The following is a 21,114-nucleotide window of genomic DNA, read 5'->3' on the forward strand; positions in this document are numbered from 1 at the left end:
CGTAATGACAAAGTCGCTTGGGAATTACGATACGACAGAATCGCTTGGTGATCACAGCTAACAATGACATGAGCGAGCTCATTATTGGACAGAAACTATTTCCTATTTCGGCTAGTAGGTATTAGGAAAAGTAAGGGTGACGCCTAAATAAGCGGTAGCTTCAGCAGTCCACCGTTATTTGTTTGTTAGGTCACTGGAGTGCACTATTTATTTCTTCTATGTGGACGTTCAACTTATTCAATACTATATTGATGTCTTCCATAGATATACTATTGCCATCAGAGTTAACCATTCGTTCTTTATCTAAGTTTAGGTTTGACGAAATATAATACATATTATGCCATGCCTTAACTTGTCTATTAGGGTAACAGTCCAATTTTTTACTTATTTCTTCTGCTGAATCTCTGAATTCACCTGTAACATACGGAAAAACACCTAACCAACCATACTTATAAAGCTTGATCATTACCCCTTGAGGCCATGATTTAAGGCGAACATCTAAGTCGTAAGTAATAACATACTTACTATTTTCCTCGACTACCTTGATAATTTCTATTTCATCCGAAAATTTCGAAAAGGCAGCATCTGTTTTAATTCTCGACTCTATATCAAGAAAACACTCTTCAACTTTTCTTCGCTGGCAATATTGATATGCATTCACCATTTTAGCATAAGCATCTTCGTGTTTACTGAAAATTTGCCAACATAATTCGTTAACTTCATTACTACCTGTCATATATACCTCGATATGGCTGATAAATTGACTAATAAAATATTTTGATAATTCATTACCTCTAGACTTTACAAGTTCAAGTTGCTTTGCAATTTGCCCATAAGACATGCAATAAACAGGAATTTTTGAGTCACGATCTAGTGTTGTTGGTTTTCGACCATTAGGTGATAGATAAACCAAAGCTAAGTGATGTTTCGGATATCGAGTTAATAGAATTTCCTGATATCTTGCTACTTGATCTGGCTGCTCTTTAGCTAAGATTTTATTTTCTATTGCAATCACCAAGTTACTTGATGGGTACTCAATGACTAAATCAATATTTTCTAGCTCTCGGTATATGCGGACATTTTGATCAGTTGATGATATCAGGGTAGATAATGAAAGTGGTTCACCACTTTCACGATGTAGATTTACGATACCTAAAGTAAAATAATTGAGAAATGAATAATTCAATCCGTGTGCATATGATGGATTGAACAAAGCGGCTAAAATGTTGGAGTGGATCAACTCTTTACTTCGTATTCTCATCATTTTAAACAAGTCAAAATTTGTAGAATATGAGCTTATCTTTGAAAATTCGTCAGATAAGAATAGGTCTTGAACTACTTCTAATTCTGTTTTCAAATTTTTATCCTAACAATAATAGTGACCTAAAAGTGTATTAATAAGCATTCTTATCTTTACCCAAAAGAATACCTCTAAAATTCCATAATCATAATCAATTTAATTTATAAATATCATGACACTGATAGCATTTTTTATCTTTCAAATGCTTTTTAAAAAATATAGAAAGTAAGAAATGTATTTAATCAATATTATTAAATACAAATTGAAATATGAAATTCTTTAATTTTTATGTAGTTATGAGTTCCGTTTTTAATAAGAAATATTTCTTATTAAAAACGGAACTCAAGCGGTAAACCACCATGATTTGTTTAAATTGGTTAGATATACAGTAAACAAAACTAATCCAAAATCACGTTAATACGATATGAATGAGTATTTGCTCTGAATGATAATGGAGCATTTTAGAGTTAGAAACTATATCCAACACGGCTTAAATCAAAATCAATAACTAGGGAAGACTACTTCAAATAACTATCTAGCTTCTCCGCATACAACTCATAGCCTTCTAACTGGTCTTTCAACCAATCATGTTTGTTATAAACCGCTAATACCCCAACCAATTCATGACCTTGCATCTTCTCAACCACATGCGGCATTACACCCAATTCTGATGCGCCGGTGGATAGTGAACGTCTAAAATCATGGGTACGCCAATCTTCAATAGGTAAACCATCTCTTATACGGCGGATATAACGGTTCGCTGTCGAAATAGTTATCGGATTATCAAGATCGCCACCAGGGAAAAGTACATCATCGTAGGTGGCCATTACTCGCTCTAATATCGCCCTTGCTTTAGTTGGGATTGAGCGTCTTATTGGGGATGGGGTTGCTAAGCTCTGAAAACGTTGGCACTCGGGTTCCGATTTCTGGTGCTTTACCTACGTGTTGTCTTTTAATGCGGTCTAAGTCTGTTTTTCAATAATGAACTTGCTCTTACAGAAATTTAAACAGGCTCTTAACTTGGTGAATAGTGAATTAGCGGTTTCAGGTTTATCAAGGCTAATAGTAGATTCCCTATCGCCCTCGCGGGCATTCACTGTAGGGAATGACGAACTAGAAGGCTTTATTTTCCCTAAAAACTTGCCTCTATTAGGTTAGTTACGGGATACTTAGCCTTATAACGTATTGCTTTAAGATAATATTAAGTTGTGATGCAGCGTGTCATTGATTGCAGTAACTTGATATTGAGCCAACGGCTTTTGGGAAAACTATGAAAAAAACCAACGAACCAAGCTTATACTGGATTGACTCTAATACGTCACTTGTAACCTAATGAAATAAAATAATTAAATCACTTCTTTTATTTCTTAGGACACTTCAAGGACAAAGTTATTTATTTTACGTACCAATCTAATACTATCTAAATACAACTTAGTTTAATTATGGAACCACATAAATGACAAAGCTCGTACGTTATTCAACAATACGTTTTATACCATATGCTGATACTCAAGAATTTGTGAATGTTGGTATAATCATTCATGCGCCTAAATGTGGTATGCTTTTATTTAAACTACCTGAAATTCAATCTAAGCGTGTATCTCAATTTTTTGAGAATATAGATCATGATCTATATAAAAATGCAGCCAAGATGGTAATAACAGATCTTAAAAGAATTCAAAATTTAATCTCAGGGATGAATGACAAAGAATTAGCAGCCTTAATGGATGAAGTGACTAAACCTAAAGAAGCTTCTCTTACTTATAGTGAAAGTTCCGCATTACTTACAAAAGAACCATTAAAAATAGTTTTAGATGACCTTTTCAATAAATATGTAAGATGACAACTAACCATAAATTTCAGTACACGATTTAATATACTGTTATACAATGCAACCTCAATATAATACTAATATTAAAACGTCATATCAGGATCAATCAGTGACTATACAACAAGACCTTCAAGAAACGATTTCATTTTTACAACAATTTATTGATCAAGTTGATTTAGGTCTTAGTGTTCAAAGCCTAACTGATAATGACTTTGAAGCACTCGTTCGAGACGATCGGACCGTCCTCAATTGGCTTGCTATGCATGGGCATTACTTACATGAAGATTCTTTTCATTTAGGATTTCGATTAGTATCTGAATTAGACATTGATGGCGCAATGCTTGGTATTTATGCTGCATCAGATGGCCAATTACATATTTTCTTAATTGAATCACTGGTCAGAAATAATAGAACTCACCCTCTGAATGGAAGACTAACAACACTAGTCGTCATCGCAGCCACTTACTTTCTTGCATTAAGAGAAGAAAGTGTTGGTGCGTATGTTGTCCAGCCACACCAAGATCTTATCCAACATTACGAACAATTTGGCTTTGAGGCGACATCTGATGCAAATGTAGCAATGTATGCGAGCTATGAGTCATTACAGGCCGCTCAAGAGCGTATATTAGCTGAATTGTTGAATTAAACTTAAATCTTCATTCCTACTTTTAGTTAGGCTATAATACAACCATATAAGAATGAGTTGGAGGAACCATGAACAAAACAAAAACTAAGCGTTTATCGGCTCAAGACATGCGTAGTCTACTCTTAAAAAATGCTAAAACATTAATGTCGAATAAATACAAAACATCTGCACCAGAATTATCCGGTGAGAAAAAAAAGCAAGCCATTTGCTAACCGAATAAAAGGTGATTTAATACACAGAATCTTGTGTCTTGAGTTGCCTTTTTTTATATCCTTTAAATCAATATTCCCTTCATATTTAAACCACGTCACGCATCACACCCTACCATCAAGCGACACCTGATGATTCAAACACCCACAATAAAAATACACCAATTACTTATTTAAAGTATTAATGAGTAATTTAATACACATTAATGAGGATTAAACACTTTAATGTGTAATTACTTACTCATTAGTACAATTAAATAGAGTTGATTCATATTAGCCATAATTTTATTTCGTAATTTAGCCATATCTAGCTAATTGTTAGAATTTAGCCGTTTATGGCTAAACGGATGATGGCAAGTAAATTATATTTAAGATAAGCGTTACGCATCACGCTCAGCCCTTCACCACCGAAAATGGTCTAAATCACCAACCTCGGTGGTGGTGGCTAAGAGAGCCGAAAAATTTTTATTTCCCGAGAGTCTGCCTCGTTCGGGTAAATATCTAAATCTAAAGAACCTATGATATAATTTTCCCTTTAAAATATAGAGTTATACTATGAATAATTCACACCTTGGTTATGCAGAAAATATTAATAATGACATAAAGCATCATTTATTCCGAGAACCATTTTCTCAGGAAAAATATAAAAGCATGAGAGATAAAACGGCTATTATTTGGGATTTTCAACCAGTTCACTCAGCATGGAAAGCGCTTGATGATAATCTTACCACATTGAAAAACTATCTGATTAATCATAAAAAAGACACAGATAATGACAATTTATTTTATATCACATCTCCTACAATGCAATATACAACCATTAATATTGATAGATTAGTTAATAACTATTTAGCTTCTTACAATCGTTTTATAGACCTTTCAGGGAAATTAGTACGAAATAACAGCACACAAAAATTTAAGGTTTGGGATAAATATAGAACGGATATTTTTTATAAAAAAAACAAATCCTATAGAATAACTTACGCACTAAGAAACTATTCGATCCATCATAACATTCCAATTTCATCTATTACAGTTGATATATTTAATGATAAAACAAAAAAAAATAAAATGTATTTACACTTAGATACAAATAGAATTACAAATTCAAACTTTAATTGTAACAAAGAAGTTTCATCTGATTTTAAGTCATATAAGCAAGAAATAAATTTAATTACATTGTTTGATGATAGCATAACTGAAATGAAAGAAATGTATGATAAAACTATAGATCTATTAAAAGATAAATTAATCGAAAACGATTTATATTTACGTTCATTATTTTCAGAATTCAACATACCTCAAAATGCACAACCAATTATATATTCAAATAATATTACAGAAGTTTGTGACCAAGAAATAATTCCAACTTACTTATGGTGTTGGATGAAAAAAGATATTTATATATTTAATTAATAATAATAAAACATTAAACCACCGCCTTCTCTCATGACGGCGGTTCTCACCAAATACCCCCTTTCCCAAACAGTCTTCAACAATGTACTCGCCCACGAACAGGACAACTCACAACGCTCGGCAATCTGCTCTGCTGTTACCTTTTCACCAGGCATAATCGACTGCAGAACTTTCAACTGGGTTTTACTTAATTTGATTAGGCCAACTTGATGAGGAACAGCTCGTGCTGCTCCCATCAAATCAGCGTTGATTTGTTCGTTTTTCGTACAAATCTGCATTCTTATTATCATCCGCTGAGGTTTATAATGAAAAGTGGCTTCAAGCCAGTCTGGATAAGGGTTTATCGATGATTGGATTTTGAATCGAGACAGGTGCTAGACAGGTACACCATCCTTTTTTAAGCCATTTATGGTACGTTTCTAACGCTTCTTTCTTCTGTAATTCCATATGTGTATGGATATAGGCTTGATCTAGCTTATCTCGAGCATGGTTAAGCAAAGATTCACAGACAATGTAATCAACCCCCAATTCCGCCCATATTGAACGTGCTCGCTTTCTAAGATCATGGGCACTCCATGCTTTCTTTGATACTCCTCGTACCCATTCACTGGCTTTTGCACTGTGGATTGGCTGATTATTCCAACGAGATAACGGGAACAAGTGATCACTGTTATAGCCTAGCTCACGTTGCCATGCTTGATATGAACGTAATAGTTCAATCATCTCAGTGGTAAGTGGATAACTCATTGCTACCCCATTCTTGGCGTCTTCTTTAGGAATTAACCACCGCTTTTCAATAAAGCTGATGTTCTTCCATAAAGCCTTTCTAGTTTCACCAATGCGTGAACCATGGGCTAACATCATCATTAGAAGTAATCGTTGTGGTGGTTGCTGTTGGCCAATCGCTGGCAAGATATCAATCAGGTCCTCAGTATTCACTCGACAGCCTTTGATTTGGGCTTCTGTAACAGAGAACGTCTCAGGGAAAAACGTCTTAAATTGCACTTCTGATAGCGGATTGGCGGTGATGTGTTTCAATCTTCTAGCGATAGAGAAAGCTGTTTTCAATAAGAAGAAATTCGCCCTCACATAACTCACTGAATAGCCTTGCTCAAACATAGGCTGAATCAAGGCACTGTCTATCTTTTGATGGTCTATATCTGTGATAGCAACCCCATGAAATAGGCTCATCACATGAGTTTCAGCCATACTTTTTAGGTTATTCAATCGCTCTTTAGTGGAACGTTTTAAGGTACATTGCCGCTGAACATGCCAATCAACCAGCTGATCTACGGTTTCAAAGCGATTACATTCAATCGCTTTTCCTTTAGCTATTTGGACTGATACCGCACTCACCACATCCATAATGTCTTTGGCCTGAGTACCAGGATATTTCGCAATACGATATGGATATTGTTTGCCAGCTTCATAACGATAAAACCACCACGTTCCACCGGTTCGAGATGCGTTAAACCGTAAGTAAAGTGGGCATCGGACATCTTTTAACTGGCGTACACGTTGATCATTAATATGACGTTTGATTTGAGCATCAGAGATTTTTACAGGGAGTGTTGCAGAAAAGAAGGCATGTTGATTAAAGCGAATTTTACTGTTTGTGATCATTACTCACCTATTAACGTGGCTTGAATACTCATTCGATTGGGTTGTAATCCTTGGCCAGAGAACGACACTTGATCAACAGAACATTGACCTTTAAAGGCGCGAGGAAAAGTGTCATCAAGTAGCACTAACCCTTCTGCAAAAATGGTGGGATTAGGCGGTGCTTCAATGCTGATTTTCCGCCCTTGGCGTTGCATTTTCCGAAGCTCTGCAGCACACGCTTGTTCTGCTTCCTTCTTGGTGTTCTTATCTTTGCCTAATGACTTAAACGGTTTACTCCCCACTTTGACCTGTTGCCGGCTTCCATCTGCAGTTGAACTATAAAAAGCCTTAACACCATTAAAATCTTGGCGACCATCTAATTCTGCAGACACATTAACAAAGTCACTATTGCCAGGATGATTAACCACGGGGAGTGACAACGTAACGCTTTCAATATTCTTACCTGAAGCACTACGTTGTTCACCCATTGGCACAAAGATAAACCGCCCTTCAACAGGTTTCGCTATTGCATCATAAGACTTGGCCAAGCGGTTCATAAATGCCGGCGTACTTTCATCAGAACGATCAATATGCTCGATTTCAATTTTTTGTAATCGCGGATGAACAAAAACATCAAAGCCATGAGGGGTAAGACAGTCATACACTATTTGTCCTACTGTTGTTTTATCCCAGCTGCACGACTTACGTTCACGATAACCACTTTCATCCTTGATAGAGAAAGGTGCAACCGTGAGGACTAACGTGATCTCTCGTGGGTATAAATTCACTGACCGTTTTGATATCTGAAAACTATCACGGACAACATCCCCTAATCGCACCGAATAACGTTCACCTTTGGGTGGCAGTCCATCAACATCATCAGAGCTCACCACCAAAGTGACGTTATCGCCTTCGGTACCGTTGCCATCATTTAACCGCCACGACTTTAAACGATCCAAGATCAAATCAGCATTATTGCCTATTAGATGAAACATTCTTTAATCCCATGATTTAATAACACGTTGCGTTTTAGGTACCTGTTTGACTTGAGGTAACACCACTTCAGTATCGACAAAAAAAACCTCACGCCGAACGTGAGGATTTAATTGATAGAAGGCTTGTTCTAATTGGTCATTATCTTGGCCTGTGTGCTTATAGAGTAAATCCGTGATCAACTCTCCGGCTTTGGCGCTTACCTTCATTCGCGGTACTCCTTCAATTGCAGCATGACATCTGTCACCATGGCTTGGCCGTTATGGATCAATGCCGACTTACCCTCTTTCAGTTGTTGGATCGTCCATTTACCTAAGTTAATACCTTGGCCATCACTGACTTGTTGTGGTAATTCAATCAACATTCGCAGTTTTTCAACCGACTCTTGCGCCCCGTATTGCAACCACTTAGCGGTTATATCAAGGGTTTCAAGCGGTCTGCCCGTCATTTCAGAACGGGCATCATAAATCAAACTGACTTCTGAATACGCGCCTGGCGATGTTCGCTCAAACTTCATAATCGGTGTTTTGTCACCCACAGAAAAAACGAACTCACCTATCACTAAGTGATGCATAACGATCCTTAGCTATCTCTATCAATAGCGGCATAACTAAATTGGGTTGATAAGGTGTTCTCGCCCATTAATGACGATAATTGTTGGTTCATTTGACGGGTAATTTCTTGCGCTATCAGCTTTTCATCTTGACCCGCTGCAGCCGTTATTTGAAAGGTAGGAGAAAATGAGATGGGTGGGCTTTGCTTGGCCATCGCCTCTTTGCTTTGAACTTCATCGACTTTTTTAGCGGTTTCTTCAGGTGAATCGAGTTTTTTGCCAAACCAGCCGCCTAGCATTTCACCCCCCATGCCACCGGCAATAGAGCCCAACAAACCACCAATCGCAGTACCGATACCAGGTAAAATGAAAGTACCAATGGCTGCACCTAACGCACCACCGCCCATAGAGCCACCAATATCACCCAATGCACCGCCAGTTTGTTCCATATCGCCATTAATGACACCTTCAGCAACAGAAGAAGCATTCATCATTATTCCTAGCGGTTTCAATACCTTGGTCAGCCCTGTCTTACCCACGGTTTCAGCAATATCACCACCAATACCAATCATATCCATAGTATCTGATGCCATTGCGCTCATGGGTGTTAGCGCTAATCCTGAACCCGCCAATGCCATGGCTATACCTTTAGGCGTGATATGACTCATTAACGACTGAGCACCTGAACCCACCTTTTGGGCGATACGGCTTTCAGTCACCGTATTAACAATCTGACCTAACCCCGTTGATTTACTGCTTGTTGTTGGCAATAAAGCCGATCCTGTTAATGCTACGTCAGCCACTTTAGATGAAATAACAGGTTGAGCACCAGAGCCCACCTTTTGAGCGATACGGCTTTCAGTCACCGTATTAACCATCGAACCTAAACCCGTAGATTTATCTTTTATAGTCGTTAATGGTTTACCTTGAGGATCAATAACATCTGATGCTCTTGCCGTCATTGGCAGTAAAGCCGATCCTGCTAAAGCTAAGCCAGCCCCTTTGGGTGAAAAGACATGATCCATTAAAGACTGAGCGCCAGAGCCCACCTTTTGAGCCACTCGACTTTCCATCACAGAACTCAATAACCCACCGAGTCCTTTACGACGACCACGAACACGGCGACGACCTTTACGCTTTTTACGGGAACGAGCGTCTTTACCTACACTGCTATTGCCTTTACTTTCTGGCCCTTGGCTAGATGAAACAGCCGCATTTAAGCTTCGCCAACGTTTGGCTGCTAATGCTGCAATCCGTCCACCGTCTTGGGTTTCACGATTTAAACCTTTCGTAAATAAACGGGTTTTATCCATCGAGTTACCAAAGACGAGCGATAAGGCTTTGCCTGTTAATAACACCCCTTTCAAACCAATAAACGCTGCAACACCAATACCCACAGCTTGGGTAACACCGGTATTCGCTTCAGCAAAGTTAGCCAGTAAATCAACACCTTTACCTAACGGCTCAAGTACCCAATTAAGGGCTGGCAATAACGCACTACCAAATACCACGCTTAATCGATTTAACTTATTCACGAACATATCAATGCCACTGCCAGTGGTACTAAGTTTGGCATCATATTCTTGATTCAGTGACTCTCGATGAACCGATGTCTCTTCTTTTGATAGCGTTAACAGCTTGGTGAAATTCGCCATATTGCCCGAGAGTGATGCCACCGCGCCTTTAGATTCTTCACCAAATATCTGACTTAATATGGCGCTTTTATCTTCTTTTGGTGCCTGATTAACGGCATTAAGCACTTCAATCAAAGTTCCTGATGCATCATCTTGCATTCTTGCGGCAATATCATCAGCATCTAAGCCAATTGAGGCCATTGCCTTTTGTTGAGTACCACTTGCTGCATCACCTAACGTCAATCGACCTGATATATTCTTCAAAGCCGTTGCTGCTCGCTCTTCACCCATACCTAATGACAATAGTGAAGCCGATAATGCGGTAGACTCATTAACTTTAAAGCCACCGGTTTTGGCTGATGCCCCTTCACGCGCCATTACACCCGCAATATCTTTCGCTTTAGCATTCGAGTTGTTTGAAAGGTAATTGGCAAGGCCAGCGACATTCATTGCCCCTTGTTGATCAACACCTAAGGCCGCTTTAAAAACAGATAAGGTTTCACCTGCTTGACCCGCATCCATATCAAAGGCAACCCCCATCTTGGAAGAATCAAGTACAAAGCTTTTCAGTTCATTGATGTCTTTAATGCCACTTTGCCCACCAGCGGCTAACATCGCATTGATATTATCGGCACTCATTGGTGTGGTGGTTGAGGTTTTCAGCGCCCACGATTGCAATTCTGAGGATTGCTCATCACTCATGTTGACGACTTTTTTCACATCAGCAAATGAGCTTTCATTTTTAATCGCTGTCCATATCGATCCAACAATCGGTGCTGCAGCTGCCGCTAATCCTGTTGCTTCACTGCCAATTTCACCTAACTTAGCTTTACGACTATCAATCCGACCTTGAATTGATTGCATCTCTTTTAATCGAGCATTCTGCTTTTCAAGGGCTAGAGTGGCTTTATCAGCTTGTTGCTTTAATCGGTTTTGTTCATCACCAAGCTTATCAGTACTGACACCTGCCGCCTGCAGTGAGCTTTTTAACTTGTTTAAGGTGTTATGTTGCTTCTCTTGCCTGTCGGTTAACTTACCCAACTTACCGCTGGCACGTTTGTAAGCGACAGAGAGATCATTGGTTTGGGCTTTGTTCTGATAAATCTCAGTATTTAACACTTCAAGTCGAAGTTGGGCTTCTTTTAGCTTAACTTGTAAGGCTTGCGCCCCTTCCTTTGAGGCTTGTTGCATTTCCTGATTTAACCCACGAATTTCGTTCTGAGTTAAATTGTATTCGCCGCGTAATTGGGTGGTTTTCTGCTTACTCTCAGCTATCGCAGCACTAAGAGACGTCATGGTGCTTTTGGTTTCAGTTAATTGAGCTGATAGCTTTTCAGCTCTAAGCTCTGCCGCTTCAAAGCCTTTAATACCCTTTAGCTGACCATTTAATGACTGAACCTCACCCCGTTGTTCTGCCAGTGCTGCCGTTAACCGTTCTGTTGCGGTAGTGGTTGAAACAATGTCTTTAACGCCTTTGACTGACGCATCTAAGACAAAACTAATCTTTTCGGTCATTGTTTGACTCCGAGCTTAGATAAGATCAATTCATAACGCCGTAATGCCTGGTCTTGTGACCATTCTCTGAGTTCACTTTCAGTGGTATTACGGTGCATTGGGATCAAATCAATCAGAGCTTCGACGTCACGGGGCGAAAGTAATCCCCCGCAAGTTGAAAAAAAGCGCCCACCTGAGGTTTAATGGCCAAGTAATCATTCAAAGCCATCGCGTCCATATCTTGTTTATCTAAATGGCATACCACGCGAAACATGAACTCTTCACGTTCGTAATGATCATCAATATCCGCCAATGCTTCAGAGTGTTTCACCTTAGGAACCGCAAATTTAATGTGACTAATGGTTTCTTCTAGTTCATTGGTAAACGGAAACGCCAAATCAAATTCAAAGTCTTTACCCGTTAATGCGTGATCATTCATTTCATCGGATGGCGTTAAGATAAAAGCACGAATATCTTGATGTAATTGCGTGAAATCAGGCACCGACAGCTCTTCAAACTCAGTCGGCGTTAAGTCCGTACAGGCTAAAATCATCGCCTTAAACTGCTTAAATTGTTCCGCTGCAGACAGATCATCTTTCATCACAAAAGGCAGCTTACGAAACGCACCTAAGGTAATGGTATTAATCGTTAATTTATGGCTACCTGAACGGGTAAAAAACGGAAGTGTGATTTGTTTATTCATTGTTTTCCCTAAAAATTCATCAAAAAAAAGCGCCCGTAGGCGCTATTCGTTACTCAAGATAAAATCAGATTTAAATAATGCCTGCTAATCCCATCAAATCGACACCACCAATAATAGTTTTACCCGTATTCACATTGATATCATGAACCAATAACCCCGTATCATATTGGGTATAGGCTTTACAGGTACCTTCAATGGTAATAGTTGGCTTCTCGCCCATCTTCACTGCTTCTTTCTTAATAGCAGTGATCGGTCCATACATCGAATAGGTTTCCACATAGGGAACACCATCGGTACTTTTGCCTTTTTCAACCACGTTAATCTGAGCGTTACCCATGGTGTACTTACCCAAAGAGCGCGATAACACCCCATGCTCACCTTTCACTTTTAACGACCAACTGAGCTTTTCTAAGCCTACGGTATCTTCAGAAGCCACAAATGCACCTTCGTTATTAGCTAACTTGGCTTTCACTTCCGGTGGCGTAAAGTCCACGATTTCATTCATCAATGGCACAGATTCAACCTGTGCCGTAATACGCATACGAATACGATCAGCCATTTACCACCTCATCAAGCCATGCTGCAATTAACCCGTTATCAACACTCATTTCATACACCATGTGTTCATTTGGTGAATAGCGGCCATAGTTCACGCATAGGAACCATCGACCCGCCGTGTAATTTTCAATATTATTCTTGGTGGGATGAAGAAAGGCTTTAAACACAGGGATCACGGTCTGTGCTACTAAGTCCTGCCCCCAATTGGTTAAACGATCAACAACTTGCTGCATGAACTCTTCAGTCAGTTGTTTGCCTAATAACGGTTGGCTGGTTTCTTCTAACTTACGTGCCATCAAGTCTTCTAAACCAACATGAGAGATAAAACGTCCGGTATTAGTGCGGTTACCAATGATCGAATAACCGCCCATCCGTGTATGCGCTATCGTCACCACTCCATGTTTATTCAGAAAGTTCGCTTGGGTGGTTTTATCATTGATTTTATAGGCAATGTTACGGGCGGTTTCATCACACACCACAGAGCGATTTTGTGGGCTTTCCCAACCCGATACCGAAGCCATTGCCGCTACTAAAGCAATGGATGCTGGCATTAATACCTGTACGCCATCGTAAGTTTTCATAAACCAAGGATCGATGATGCACAGTTTATCTTCGCCGGTTCCTTCAGCGCCAAACTCTGCCGCAAACTCTGCGGCAGCCATATCATTGGTGTTCGGACCATCAAGTACAGGACGACAACGCACATCACGCCCAATTAATGCCAACTTTTGTCCTACCGCTTTTGAATGAAAACCAGGGGCGGCAATAATGGTGGGTGTTTCAGGGCAAGCCTTAACGGTTTCCAAACCACGAATGGCACCGGTTGCTGAATCCACGCCACCAATCACATTGGCTTCGGTGGCTGCAGTATTCGCGCCGACTTCTACCACCGTGATATAGAGCGCGCATTTCACGTACTCAAACAAATAGCGTACTACAGTAGGTAACGAGCCTTGACGGTTACCGGTTGAATCTAATGCCATCATTGCATCAGCATAATTCCATAACCGTGTTGGCTCGTTATAAGCAACGATGCCGCGTTTATCGGGAGCCGTACCAATCAAGTGCACCACCTGTTGCGCTAATGGCCCCATACTTGGTTGTGGTTCAATGGTACGAACCTCAACCCCGTTTAATTCAAAATCTTGAATGGGTGCTAATGAACTCATTGTTGCTGTCCTTTGGCTTTTTGTTGGGTTGGAAGTTGTGCCGGTTTACCAATCTTGCCATTCATCAGCAAAAAGGCGGTTTGAGTTGGATGTAAAGCAATAGTGTTATCTGCAGGTGAATACCAACGTCCATTTAAACGAAAAGGCTGCAAGATCGGATGATCTTGCAGCCCTGTTTGATTCAAGGTTGCCATGTGGTGTCCTTTAACGTGAAATTTAGGTGTAAAAAAACCGCTGACTAAGAGCGGTTTCTAAATAGTTGGCTTCGTTGGCCAAACAATGTCATCAGGATTATCGTAAGTTTGGGGAATGTCGCGTAATGCTTGGCGATAAGCAGTAAATTCAGCTTTCTTTTCGGGTGTTAATGGTGCATCTGGCATTTGCGTCCAGTCAGTAGCTGATATTAATGAGTCTCTTTTGAGCCTTACACTATCCCAAACCATTGCATGCATGGTTTCAGACGTAATAACAGTATCTGTAAGAGATAATAAATAATCATCTAAATGTTTAAATGTTGCTGGGTAGTGATACTCAATTTCATTAAAATATTCTTTCTTAAACATCATAATGAAACTCCTGATACAGGCTGTGTTGTAATATCAAGCAATTCAATTTCATTAAAATATTCTTTCTTAAACATCATAATGAAACTCCTGATACAGGCTGTGTTGTAATATCAAGCAATTCAATTTCAACAACATTTGGATTATCTGCAAGCCAAGTATCTAAAGCTACGGCACCTTTAGGTTCAACACCTAAAGCCATATAAGACGCCATATCTAATCGTAACGAAGCATTATTAAACGATTGATTTTTTAAGGCTATATACACTGGTGCATTATTCTGGTTAGTTCGATCTATAAAAAATCGAAGTTCACCATGACCACGACGTGCAAACATGGCTTGTTGTCCTGTATAGCCTGCGTGAGATTGCGCAAGAGAACAAAAATGCCCAGCACCAACCTGATTACCCCCCGTCCAGCCTAAATGGATCCATGGATTAATTGCGGCATAAGCATCAGTAATTGTATAAATTTTAATTAAATTATGATGCCCTGTATTTCGATCGGCTTCCGTTGAATTTTCAGCATAAGAAATGGAATACTTCTGAACATAAGATGTTGTTGCTTTCCAATGTTCTAAATCAGTTAGCGCCTTTGCCAACCGAGTATCAATCTCCCCAATCTTGCCATTCACGGCACCGGTTAGGTTTTCTGAGGCTTTAACTAATGCCCCTATTTGTTGTTCTAAACTCATTGATTAACTTCCATTAATTGTATTCGCTGCATCATTGAACGATGCGGCAAGTCGTGTAAAACCATCCGCAATCTCTTGCTCTAATGTGGAGATTTGGCCTGAGCTTGCATAGTGAGCAGGCGCATTACCACCAAATAACGTGGTATCTGCCGCTTTACCCCGTTTAGTTAGAAATTGTGCATCCGCTGCCGTGATGCTGTAGACCTGATTAGCATTGGCTTTCTTAGCCAATTCTGCTGTCATGGTGGCTGCAAAATGCGGATCATTACCTAGCGCCTTGGCCAACTCTTCAAAGGTATCTAATACTTCAGGTGCCACGCCTATCAATTGCTTAATACGGGCATCTATTTGTGCCGGTGTTAAGGTATCAATCGTGTCAGCTTTATCATCAAGTGCCGGAATGGTGACCTGCAATGTGACATTACCCGAACCATCAAAGGACACTGAGCCATTCGCATCACGGCCAAGGGTTATGGTGCGGGCGACTTTGAGTTTATTGGCCGTTGCCGTATTAGCACCTAAGGTAGAAAGCGGATCATCAAGATAAGAACGTGGATAGATTTCTGTTTTGTCAGCTTTTAATCGCAACTTGCCATTAATCACACCCATCACGTTATTGAGTGCCGCTATCAGTTGGTCAATTTTATTGTTTAACACCCTCACTCCTAAGCAGAAAGTTTCCCCGCATGAAAGTTAAAGCCATTGGTGATATTGCTAATGACGCTATCTAACAATGTTGCGGTTGATTGGGTAACTTCAGAAGCGGCCACTGCTAAGGCTTTAGCCTCTGCAGCCGCTGCTAAGACTTCTTCACTGACCGTACCCACAGGCCCTTGTTGACCAATCGTTACCACCTGAATATTGGGTTTCACTTGCTCTCGAACGACAGCAATCCCTTGCGGTAACCGCACTGTTATCACGCGGTCAGTATTGAGCGTGACCAACACTTTTGCATTTGCGCTAATCATCAACCGCCCCTTTTATCAGTACCGCAGGACCACGTAAGATGCTGTAAGGATCACCACTTGGAAAGGTTACCCGCACTTCATAACTCGCGCTCTCCCATGCTATTGGTTGGTGACCTTGGGTTTGGTCATGGGTGACTTTGATATCGAGTGCATCGCTTTGCTGTTGGTGTTCAATAATGGTGATATGTCCAGATTCTGTGGTCCCCCGCACCAGCACTTCACCCTCAATAGAACGCACAACGAAAACAGCGGTACAGCCAAACAATTTTACATAGGGATTGCTATCATCACCCGTTGTCCAGCTAACATCAAAGCCATAGGTTGTGCCGGCAATAATGCTCAGTAACGGCGGTCCCTCCATTGTGCATGCCATAATCCCTCACACTCTTTTCTCTAATGCATTAAAACGAAATAGCAATTCAAGATGGCGCGACATATTGCCAATTTGAGCTGTTGCTATAGTGGTTAACTCTTCACCTAGTAACAGGTTTATATTGTCATTACCGACCTCAATCGTGATGCTATTTGACGGTAATGGGGAGACATCTAGCGTGAACTTCTGCAACCAGCTGGCATTGGCTGATTTATACGCCAATAAAGTATTAGGCACTGAATAGACCGCTAACAAGGTGCCTGTTTCTAAAAAGAACCCGACTTCTCGCACCTCATATTCCAGATTGCCTTTAAATACCGCCGCCATACGTAGTTGTGTGGGGCTTAACTCTTCCCAATCTGAAATCAGTTCACGTTGCTTTTCGTTGTACAACGCTTTTTGTTCAGGTGTTGGCTGATAACTGCGGTCACCTGCCGCTATCCATTTAATCGCCCCTTTGATGCCTTGGTTTTTGGCGCTAATTAGCTCGGCCAATCCCACTTTAGTAAATTGAACAACGGGTGAACTCATGTTCTTGCTCCTAACGTTATATCGGTACTCATCACCATACGCATACCGCCTGCAAAATAGCTTCCACCTGCACACCACGCATCATTAGGCATGGCTCCCTGATATGACTCATCACCAACAGTGGTATGAAAATGAGCCCCTGAAATACCAACGGGAGCCAATACCAGCGGGGATGGTGGCATGATGCCAGTGGCTGAATCATCGTAATCAACAACGGATGGCTGTTTTACCCCTGAGAACGTAAGCCCAGTGTCTAAACCAAAAGCTAAAATCAGTTCAACGGTGTCACGCTCAGATTTAGTATTCTCAATCCGTGTCAGCATCCGTTTAGCTGTTTTTTGATTCACTGGCTCATTACGTTTCCAAGCCACCACCTCAATATGATAAGGACCTGGCGGCGCATCCATTTGATACCAAGGGGTAACTTCAATATCACAATCCAACGCATCCATAGCCACCGCTAAACCGTGACGTGTTCCGGCTTTTCGATGAATTTCAAAGGCGTTATCGGCAGTTTTACGTTGCTGCTCTAAGGAATCTTCAGGCCGCCAATCGGTTACCCCTCGCTCACCTGCGAGTAAGGAAACAAAGTGCTCTGAGGTTAATCGTGGTTGTTTTAGCTCTGGAAAAGGATCGCGTTGGTTCGCCAGTAAGGTATGCCAAGCATATTCTAAGGATTCTTCAATCAGGGTACGGTTTTCAGGTTGAACAGAAATAAAAGGCTCAGTCACCTCGAACATCAATGATCACCTCCGTACAATATGGCGCTTCATCCCACTGGCAGATAATATCTTCTGCAGATTCGTGGACTTTGGCGCGTTTAGCCCCTAACTCATAAAGAATGTGTGCCACCTCTTCTCTATCAATAATGCCATTAAGCTTATGGCGTTTTTCAGCTAACGCCCATGCAGCTTGTTCGGCTTGGGCTTTATCAACATGCGAGCTTGGATCTGAACCGGTATACACCGTGGCCATAATTCGATACAGCTTTGGCGCCGCACTTTTGGTGGTGATCTCATCAGACTCTTGAGCAATATCATCACGTTGAAGGTAATCAGCCACCCGCTTTAATAACGCAGCACTGGCAATGCCTTGTGGATGTTCTCGACTCAACACTGCAACACACACTTTGCCAGAGTTAGGCTCTAGCATTTTAGGCATCGCATCTTTAACGGGCATTGGCCTGTTTAAGTGCTGAAATTCATACCGCATCACCACTGCATCAGGCTCTGATTCAATCTTTATCAGAGGCCGTTCATCTAAGGTCAGCGCATGGAATTTATACCCCATTCGCGTACCTGTGGTATGAAACTGATAAGGCGCTAAATCAAACCGCTGCAGTAGGCTTTCATCTGATTCCATGATAGCGGGTTTAGGTGGAAAAATACTGTTATCACTCGGCGTTAATATTTGCCGCTTTAAGCCATATTGCAATGCCAGCAAATCCACCATATCAGATTCAGTCACGAACTTACGAAACATCTGCAAAGCTTGGTGATTCTGCTCTCGAATCTCAGCCACTCGCTTTAATACAAACGCCTGAGTCACTTGTGCCAGCAGTTCACCATCATTGGTCATGGCTTGGTGTAATAATTGCGCCTTATCGGTATCTGACTTAGCACAATACGCCACTGCAGCTTCAATATACTCACTCAATAAGGTTTCAAATTCAGGCACCACAAACGCTTTAGGTAAACTCATAACCGCACCTGTAATTTAATATCATTGCCTTGCCATACGCCTTTCACCACCACTGAAAACCCCGTATCACTTGCTATGGCTTGGCACTGTTTAGCTTTAAATTGGATTAAACCATTAGCAGGATTAGCCAATGCTTCAAGGGATAGGTTTTGCACTATCATGGCTTCCGTTGGGCTTTGTATACGACCTAAACGAGCAATGGCTTTATTCCCTATTTGGCGGCGCTTAATACGTGAGGTCATTTGTGTTGTCAGGATCCGTTCAAAGCGACAGGTTAACGCAGCAATACCTGTAACGGTTTTCCCTGTTTTAGGATCAATCCCTATCATTGTTGTTGCTCCGTTTTACTGGTGTTCGGGTTTCCATGTCTATGGATATGACCGTTATAAATCTTACGATCCGCAGCCATCGAACGAGTACCATCAGCAACATCACCCGAAGCACGATAATTACCCTCTTGCTCAATATCACCCACCACTTTGACACCACCAGGATAATGCGCCGTTAATGCGCCAGTATCTAAGTCATAACACTCAGTCATACCGTTGCCGTAATCGGTCATTACTTGGTTTTCTTCAGTAGTAGGACAAGGAAAGTTCGTTGACGGTAATCCCATCAGAGCAACGGAATTATTGAGGTTATCACCACAGCCTAAGTTAATCAGAATACACTGCTCACCGACACTAGGACGGCGATAATGACTGACTCGCCCCGCACTATGAACAAAGAACGGCACCCGCGTTGCCTTATTCTGACCAGCGGTAACATCAACACTTTGTTCTGATGCCGCAGCCACCACACCAAGGCGAATAATATTGTTTGAAGAACGGCGGTTTTCTTCCATTTCTTCACGCAAAGCCATCACTTCTTTTTCTAACGAACGGATCCGTTCAACTAATGCCCTCAACATTGGCTTTCGTTCCTATAATCTCATGCCAATCGTGTTCAATCGGCCCCATAAAAATACGCTGCTTGATAGTAACAACCCGTAAGAACACCCCATTATCAGGATTAAAACGGCGCGGCAGATTTGAAATCAACCGCGCCTCTTCAACATCATCCACACAACCAAAACGTTGATTAAATAACTCACGTTCAATACGGCTGGATAAGTCCAGCGCCACCACATCAAAGTTAGCTTGAGCAATCGGCACTTCTACCAAGAATCGCAGCTCAATTTCATGGATTTTACGGCCATCATTGTTGGTGTGATTAATGGATTGGCATTCACCACATTGGTAACGCACGATAGGTGCACTTGGCTCGGTTTCTTCACGTTGATAAGCGGTTTCTATCTTGCCGAGCTGTAAACGCTGCTCTAATCGTTCAATAACGGTCATCACCCATTCACTTGGCGCCCGAAAGAATGAATTGGAACTCACGATGAAAAAACTCCTCAAATTTACGGTTTAAATCGGGTAGGAAAGAATCAATGATCTCTTCGGTTTCTTCACTAATCTCTAACGATACGAGCTTAATAGATCCTCGCCCTTTACTTTCACGACGAAAGACCAGCAGTTGATCACTGTCCATCGGTGAGATAAACGCATCATCATAAAAACGACTACCGACTTGCACCCCTTTACCATTTTGTACCGGCTTACCTAATCGATGCACACCAAGGCTTCTTACCCCCACCCACAGCTTTGACATACCGCCGTTTTTATAGGTTCTAAAACGGGTGGTCATGCCTTTTGTATCAATACTGAGTTCATAGCCTAAATCGGCCATCGAAGCCGCTCTTAACCAGCGATTGGTTTTGATCATCGCTTGTTTAGCGGCTTTGGCTAATTCATCAGGTAGGTAGGAAAGACGAGCAAGAAAACGGGTGTCCAATTCCATATTAGTATTCAGAGAAGTCATGCTTAATCCCTGCTTGAGACAGATTTAAAACATATTCACGCTGCAGCTGACTCTCGCGCTTTCCTTTGCCTTGTTCATGGCCAGAGAGCACCAAGCTATAACGCTTACCCTTTATCATCATGGTGGATAACGGTGGTAAACAACTCCCCGTTAATAACCGTTTAATGGCATGATTCTCTGATGATTGGTGTTTGATATAACCTTGAATTTTTCGCTGTTGGCCATCGGGTAACATCACCACTAATTCACTGCCAAAGCACTGCTGAATAGAAGCTTGAATCAACTGCCGAGCATCATCAAACGCACTCTTCAT

Annotated in this window: 29 protein-coding genes; 4 read left to right on the forward strand and 25 right to left on the reverse strand. The window is 41.1% G+C overall.

Annotated features, from left to right (window positions below):
* Positions 1-190: 190 nt before the first annotated feature.
* Together BTN98_RS05645 and BTN98_RS20595 are read right to left on the reverse strand one after the other, a co-directional pair.
* Positions 191-1,357, reverse strand: a complete 1,167-nt coding sequence (locus BTN98_RS05645; RefSeq protein ID WP_060999046.1) for a PDDEXK-like family protein — start codon at positions 1,355-1,357, stop codon at positions 191-193.
* A 461-nt stretch (positions 1,358-1,818) separates the two neighbouring features.
* Positions 1,819-2,127, reverse strand: coding sequence for a tyrosine-type recombinase/integrase (locus BTN98_RS20595; protein WP_060999047.1), 309 nt, complete (start codon positions 2,125-2,127; stop codon positions 1,819-1,821).
* 629 nt (positions 2,128-2,756) lie between these two features.
* On the opposite strand from BTN98_RS20595, the gene BTN98_RS05655 reads away from it, so the two are divergent.
* From BTN98_RS05655 to BTN98_RS05665, 4 genes are all read left to right on the forward strand, one after another.
* Complete coding sequence (locus BTN98_RS05655) at positions 2,757-3,143, forward strand: DUF3037 domain-containing protein (RefSeq protein ID WP_060999050.1); 387 nt, start codon at positions 2,757-2,759, stop codon at positions 3,141-3,143.
* 97 nt (positions 3,144-3,240) lie between these two features.
* Positions 3,241-3,777 carry a hypothetical protein gene (locus BTN98_RS05660; RefSeq protein WP_146107005.1) on the forward strand — a complete coding sequence of 179 codons (537 nt, stop codon included), beginning with the start codon at positions 3,241-3,243 and terminating at the stop codon, positions 3,775-3,777.
* A 68-nt stretch (positions 3,778-3,845) separates the two neighbouring features.
* Positions 3,846-3,989: a hypothetical protein gene (locus BTN98_RS20270; protein ID WP_156451841.1), complete on the forward strand. Its 144-nt coding sequence runs from the start codon at positions 3,846-3,848 to the stop codon at positions 3,987-3,989.
* Positions 3,990-4,541: 552 nt separating this feature from the next.
* Positions 4,542-5,402 (forward strand): hypothetical protein, encoded by an 861-nt coding sequence (locus tag BTN98_RS05665; RefSeq protein ID WP_060999054.1) that lies wholly within the window; start codon positions 4,542-4,544, stop codon positions 5,400-5,402.
* Here BTN98_RS05665 and BTN98_RS05670 read toward each other — a convergent pair.
* From BTN98_RS05670 to BTN98_RS05780, 23 genes are all read right to left on the reverse strand, one after another.
* On the reverse strand, positions 5,399-5,680 hold the full coding sequence (locus BTN98_RS05670; RefSeq protein WP_060999056.1) for a MarR family winged helix-turn-helix transcriptional regulator: 282 nt from the start codon (positions 5,678-5,680) through the stop codon (positions 5,399-5,401). The genes BTN98_RS05665 and BTN98_RS05670 overlap by 4 nt on opposite strands.
* Positions 5,681-5,720: 40 nt before the next feature.
* Positions 5,721-7,025: a site-specific integrase gene (locus BTN98_RS05675; RefSeq protein WP_060999058.1), complete on the reverse strand. Its 1,305-nt coding sequence runs from the start codon at positions 7,023-7,025 to the stop codon at positions 5,721-5,723.
* Positions 7,025-7,999, reverse strand: coding sequence for a contractile injection system protein, VgrG/Pvc8 family (locus BTN98_RS05680; protein WP_060999060.1), 975 nt, complete (start codon positions 7,997-7,999; stop codon positions 7,025-7,027). Before BTN98_RS05680 ends, BTN98_RS05675 begins: the two co-directional genes overlap by 1 nt.
* A 3-nt stretch (positions 8,000-8,002) precedes the next feature.
* Complete coding sequence (locus BTN98_RS05685) at positions 8,003-8,206, reverse strand: hypothetical protein (protein WP_060999062.1); 204 nt, start codon at positions 8,204-8,206, stop codon at positions 8,003-8,005.
* Positions 8,203-8,571 (reverse strand): phage tail protein, encoded by a 369-nt coding sequence (locus BTN98_RS05690; protein ID WP_060999065.1) that lies wholly within the window; start codon positions 8,569-8,571, stop codon positions 8,203-8,205. The genes BTN98_RS05685 and BTN98_RS05690 overlap by 4 nt, the downstream gene beginning before the upstream one ends.
* An 8-nt stretch (positions 8,572-8,579) precedes the next feature.
* Positions 8,580-11,699: a phage tail tape measure protein gene (locus tag BTN98_RS05695; protein WP_060999068.1), complete on the reverse strand. Its 3,120-nt coding sequence runs from the start codon at positions 11,697-11,699 to the stop codon at positions 8,580-8,582.
* Between the two features lie 112 nt (positions 11,700-11,811).
* Positions 11,812-12,381 (reverse strand): hypothetical protein, encoded by a 570-nt coding sequence (locus BTN98_RS05700; RefSeq protein ID WP_060999070.1) that lies wholly within the window; start codon positions 12,379-12,381, stop codon positions 11,812-11,814.
* A 70-nt stretch (positions 12,382-12,451) separates the two neighbouring features.
* On the reverse strand, positions 12,452-12,940 hold the full coding sequence (locus BTN98_RS05705) for a phage major tail tube protein (protein ID WP_060999072.1): 489 nt from the start codon (positions 12,938-12,940) through the stop codon (positions 12,452-12,454).
* On the reverse strand, positions 12,933-14,108 hold the full coding sequence (locus BTN98_RS05710; RefSeq protein ID WP_060999076.1) for a phage tail sheath protein: 1,176 nt from the start codon (positions 14,106-14,108) through the stop codon (positions 12,933-12,935). The genes BTN98_RS05705 and BTN98_RS05710 overlap by 8 nt, the downstream gene beginning before the upstream one ends.
* Positions 14,105-14,302, reverse strand: coding sequence for a hypothetical protein (locus BTN98_RS05715; RefSeq protein ID WP_060999078.1), 198 nt, complete (start codon positions 14,300-14,302; stop codon positions 14,105-14,107). The genes BTN98_RS05710 and BTN98_RS05715 overlap by 4 nt, the downstream gene beginning before the upstream one ends.
* Positions 14,303-14,359: 57 nt before the next feature.
* Complete coding sequence (locus BTN98_RS20600) at positions 14,360-14,674, reverse strand: tail fiber assembly protein (RefSeq protein WP_231730708.1); 315 nt, start codon at positions 14,672-14,674, stop codon at positions 14,360-14,362.
* A gap of 73 nt (positions 14,675-14,747) precedes the next feature.
* A complete protein-coding gene (locus BTN98_RS05725; protein ID WP_060999080.1) occupies positions 14,748-15,365 on the reverse strand; it encodes a hypothetical protein in 618 nt (205 codons plus the stop codon).
* Positions 15,366-15,368: 3 nt separating this feature from the next.
* Entirely contained in the window at positions 15,369-16,022 is a 654-nt protein-coding gene (locus BTN98_RS05730; RefSeq protein WP_082732186.1) for a hypothetical protein, read from the reverse strand.
* A gap of 8 nt (positions 16,023-16,030) precedes the next feature.
* Positions 16,031-16,333 carry a hypothetical protein gene (locus tag BTN98_RS05735; RefSeq protein ID WP_060999082.1) on the reverse strand — a complete coding sequence of 101 codons (303 nt, stop codon included), beginning with the start codon at positions 16,331-16,333 and terminating at the stop codon, positions 16,031-16,033.
* Complete coding sequence (locus tag BTN98_RS05740; protein ID WP_146107006.1) at positions 16,326-16,706, reverse strand: hypothetical protein; 381 nt, start codon at positions 16,704-16,706, stop codon at positions 16,326-16,328. The genes BTN98_RS05735 and BTN98_RS05740 overlap by 8 nt, the downstream gene beginning before the upstream one ends.
* Positions 16,707-16,712: 6 nt before the next feature.
* Positions 16,713-17,237 (reverse strand): phage tail-collar fiber domain-containing protein, encoded by a 525-nt coding sequence (locus BTN98_RS05745; RefSeq protein ID WP_060999086.1) that lies wholly within the window; start codon positions 17,235-17,237, stop codon positions 16,713-16,715.
* Positions 17,234-17,977, reverse strand: a complete 744-nt coding sequence (locus BTN98_RS05750) for a phage tail protein I (RefSeq protein WP_060999088.1) — start codon at positions 17,975-17,977, stop codon at positions 17,234-17,236. Before BTN98_RS05750 ends, BTN98_RS05745 begins: the two co-directional genes overlap by 4 nt.
* Positions 17,961-18,938, reverse strand: coding sequence for a baseplate J/gp47 family protein (locus BTN98_RS05755; RefSeq protein ID WP_060999090.1), 978 nt, complete (start codon positions 18,936-18,938; stop codon positions 17,961-17,963). The genes BTN98_RS05750 and BTN98_RS05755 overlap by 17 nt, the downstream gene beginning before the upstream one ends.
* Positions 18,935-19,267 carry a hypothetical protein gene (locus BTN98_RS05760; protein WP_060999091.1) on the reverse strand — a complete coding sequence of 111 codons (333 nt, stop codon included), beginning with the start codon at positions 19,265-19,267 and terminating at the stop codon, positions 18,935-18,937. Before BTN98_RS05760 ends, BTN98_RS05755 begins: the two co-directional genes overlap by 4 nt.
* Positions 19,264-19,848, reverse strand: coding sequence for a phage baseplate assembly protein V (locus BTN98_RS05765; RefSeq protein ID WP_060999093.1), 585 nt, complete (start codon positions 19,846-19,848; stop codon positions 19,264-19,266). Before BTN98_RS05765 ends, BTN98_RS05760 begins: the two co-directional genes overlap by 4 nt.
* Positions 19,829-20,320 (reverse strand): hypothetical protein, encoded by a 492-nt coding sequence (locus BTN98_RS05770; RefSeq protein WP_065190226.1) that lies wholly within the window; start codon positions 20,318-20,320, stop codon positions 19,829-19,831. The genes BTN98_RS05765 and BTN98_RS05770 overlap by 20 nt, the downstream gene beginning before the upstream one ends.
* Complete coding sequence (locus tag BTN98_RS05775; protein WP_060999095.1) at positions 20,286-20,801, reverse strand: hypothetical protein; 516 nt, start codon at positions 20,799-20,801, stop codon at positions 20,286-20,288. Before BTN98_RS05775 ends, BTN98_RS05770 begins: the two co-directional genes overlap by 35 nt.
* Positions 20,782-21,114, reverse strand: a complete 333-nt coding sequence (locus BTN98_RS05780) for a hypothetical protein (protein ID WP_060999097.1) — start codon at positions 21,112-21,114, stop codon at positions 20,782-20,784. The genes BTN98_RS05775 and BTN98_RS05780 overlap by 20 nt, the downstream gene beginning before the upstream one ends.

Origin of the sequence: Photobacterium aquimaris (genome assembly GCF_002954455.1) — a bacterium.
GTDB classification, from domain to species: domain Bacteria; phylum Pseudomonadota; class Gammaproteobacteria; order Enterobacterales; family Vibrionaceae; genus Photobacterium; species Photobacterium aquimaris.

Coding starts and splice junctions, on each gene's coding strand:
- BTN98_RS20595 (WP_060999047.1), bottom strand. CDS start 2,127: ATGGCCACCTACGATGATGTACTTTTCCCTGGTGGCGATCTTGATAAT.
- BTN98_RS05655 (WP_060999050.1), top strand. CDS start 2,757: ATGACAAAGCTCGTACGTTATTCAACAATACGTTTTATACCATATGCT.
- BTN98_RS20270 (WP_156451841.1), top strand. CDS start 3,846: ATGAACAAAACAAAAACTAAGCGTTTATCGGCTCAAGACATGCGTAGT.
- BTN98_RS05665 (WP_060999054.1), top strand. CDS start 4,542: ATGAATAATTCACACCTTGGTTATGCAGAAAATATTAATAATGACATA.
- BTN98_RS05670 (WP_060999056.1), bottom strand. CDS start 5,680: ATGCAGATTTGTACGAAAAACGAACAAATCAACGCTGATTTGATGGGA.
- BTN98_RS05675 (WP_060999058.1), bottom strand. CDS start 7,025: ATGATCACAAACAGTAAAATTCGCTTTAATCAACATGCCTTCTTTTCT.
- BTN98_RS05680 (WP_060999060.1), bottom strand. CDS start 7,999: ATGTTTCATCTAATAGGCAATAATGCTGATTTGATCTTGGATCGTTTA.
- BTN98_RS05685 (WP_060999062.1), bottom strand. CDS start 8,206: ATGAAGGTAAGCGCCAAAGCCGGAGAGTTGATCACGGATTTACTCTAT.
- BTN98_RS05690 (WP_060999065.1), bottom strand. CDS start 8,571: ATGCATCACTTAGTGATAGGTGAGTTCGTTTTTTCTGTGGGTGACAAA.
- BTN98_RS05695 (WP_060999068.1), bottom strand. CDS start 11,699: ATGACCGAAAAGATTAGTTTTGTCTTAGATGCGTCAGTCAAAGGCGTT.
- BTN98_RS05700 (WP_060999070.1), bottom strand. CDS start 12,381: ATGAATAAACAAATCACACTTCCGTTTTTTACCCGTTCAGGTAGCCAT.
- BTN98_RS05705 (WP_060999072.1), bottom strand. CDS start 12,940: ATGGCTGATCGTATTCGTATGCGTATTACGGCACAGGTTGAATCTGTG.
- BTN98_RS05710 (WP_060999076.1), bottom strand. CDS start 14,108: ATGAGTTCATTAGCACCCATTCAAGATTTTGAATTAAACGGGGTTGAG.
- BTN98_RS05715 (WP_060999078.1), bottom strand. CDS start 14,302: ATGGCAACCTTGAATCAAACAGGGCTGCAAGATCATCCGATCTTGCAG.
- BTN98_RS20600 (WP_231730708.1), bottom strand. CDS start 14,674: ATGATGTTTAAGAAAGAATATTTTAATGAAATTGAGTATCACTACCCA.
- BTN98_RS05725 (WP_060999080.1), bottom strand. CDS start 15,365: ATGAGTTTAGAACAACAAATAGGGGCATTAGTTAAAGCCTCAGAAAAC.
- BTN98_RS05735 (WP_060999082.1), bottom strand. CDS start 16,333: ATGATTAGCGCAAATGCAAAAGTGTTGGTCACGCTCAATACTGACCGC.
- BTN98_RS05740 (WP_146107006.1), bottom strand. CDS start 16,706: ATGGCATGCACAATGGAGGGACCGCCGTTACTGAGCATTATTGCCGGC.
- BTN98_RS05745 (WP_060999086.1), bottom strand. CDS start 17,237: ATGAGTTCACCCGTTGTTCAATTTACTAAAGTGGGATTGGCCGAGCTA.
- BTN98_RS05750 (WP_060999088.1), bottom strand. CDS start 17,977: ATGTTCGAGGTGACTGAGCCTTTTATTTCTGTTCAACCTGAAAACCGT.
- BTN98_RS05755 (WP_060999090.1), bottom strand. CDS start 18,938: ATGAGTTTACCTAAAGCGTTTGTGGTGCCTGAATTTGAAACCTTATTG.
- BTN98_RS05760 (WP_060999091.1), bottom strand. CDS start 19,267: ATGATAGGGATTGATCCTAAAACAGGGAAAACCGTTACAGGTATTGCT.
- BTN98_RS05765 (WP_060999093.1), bottom strand. CDS start 19,848: ATGTTGAGGGCATTAGTTGAACGGATCCGTTCGTTAGAAAAAGAAGTG.
- BTN98_RS05775 (WP_060999095.1), bottom strand. CDS start 20,801: ATGACTTCTCTGAATACTAATATGGAATTGGACACCCGTTTTCTTGCT.
- BTN98_RS05780 (WP_060999097.1), bottom strand. CDS start 21,114: ATGAAGAGTGCGTTTGATGATGCTCGGCAGTTGATTCAAGCTTCTATT.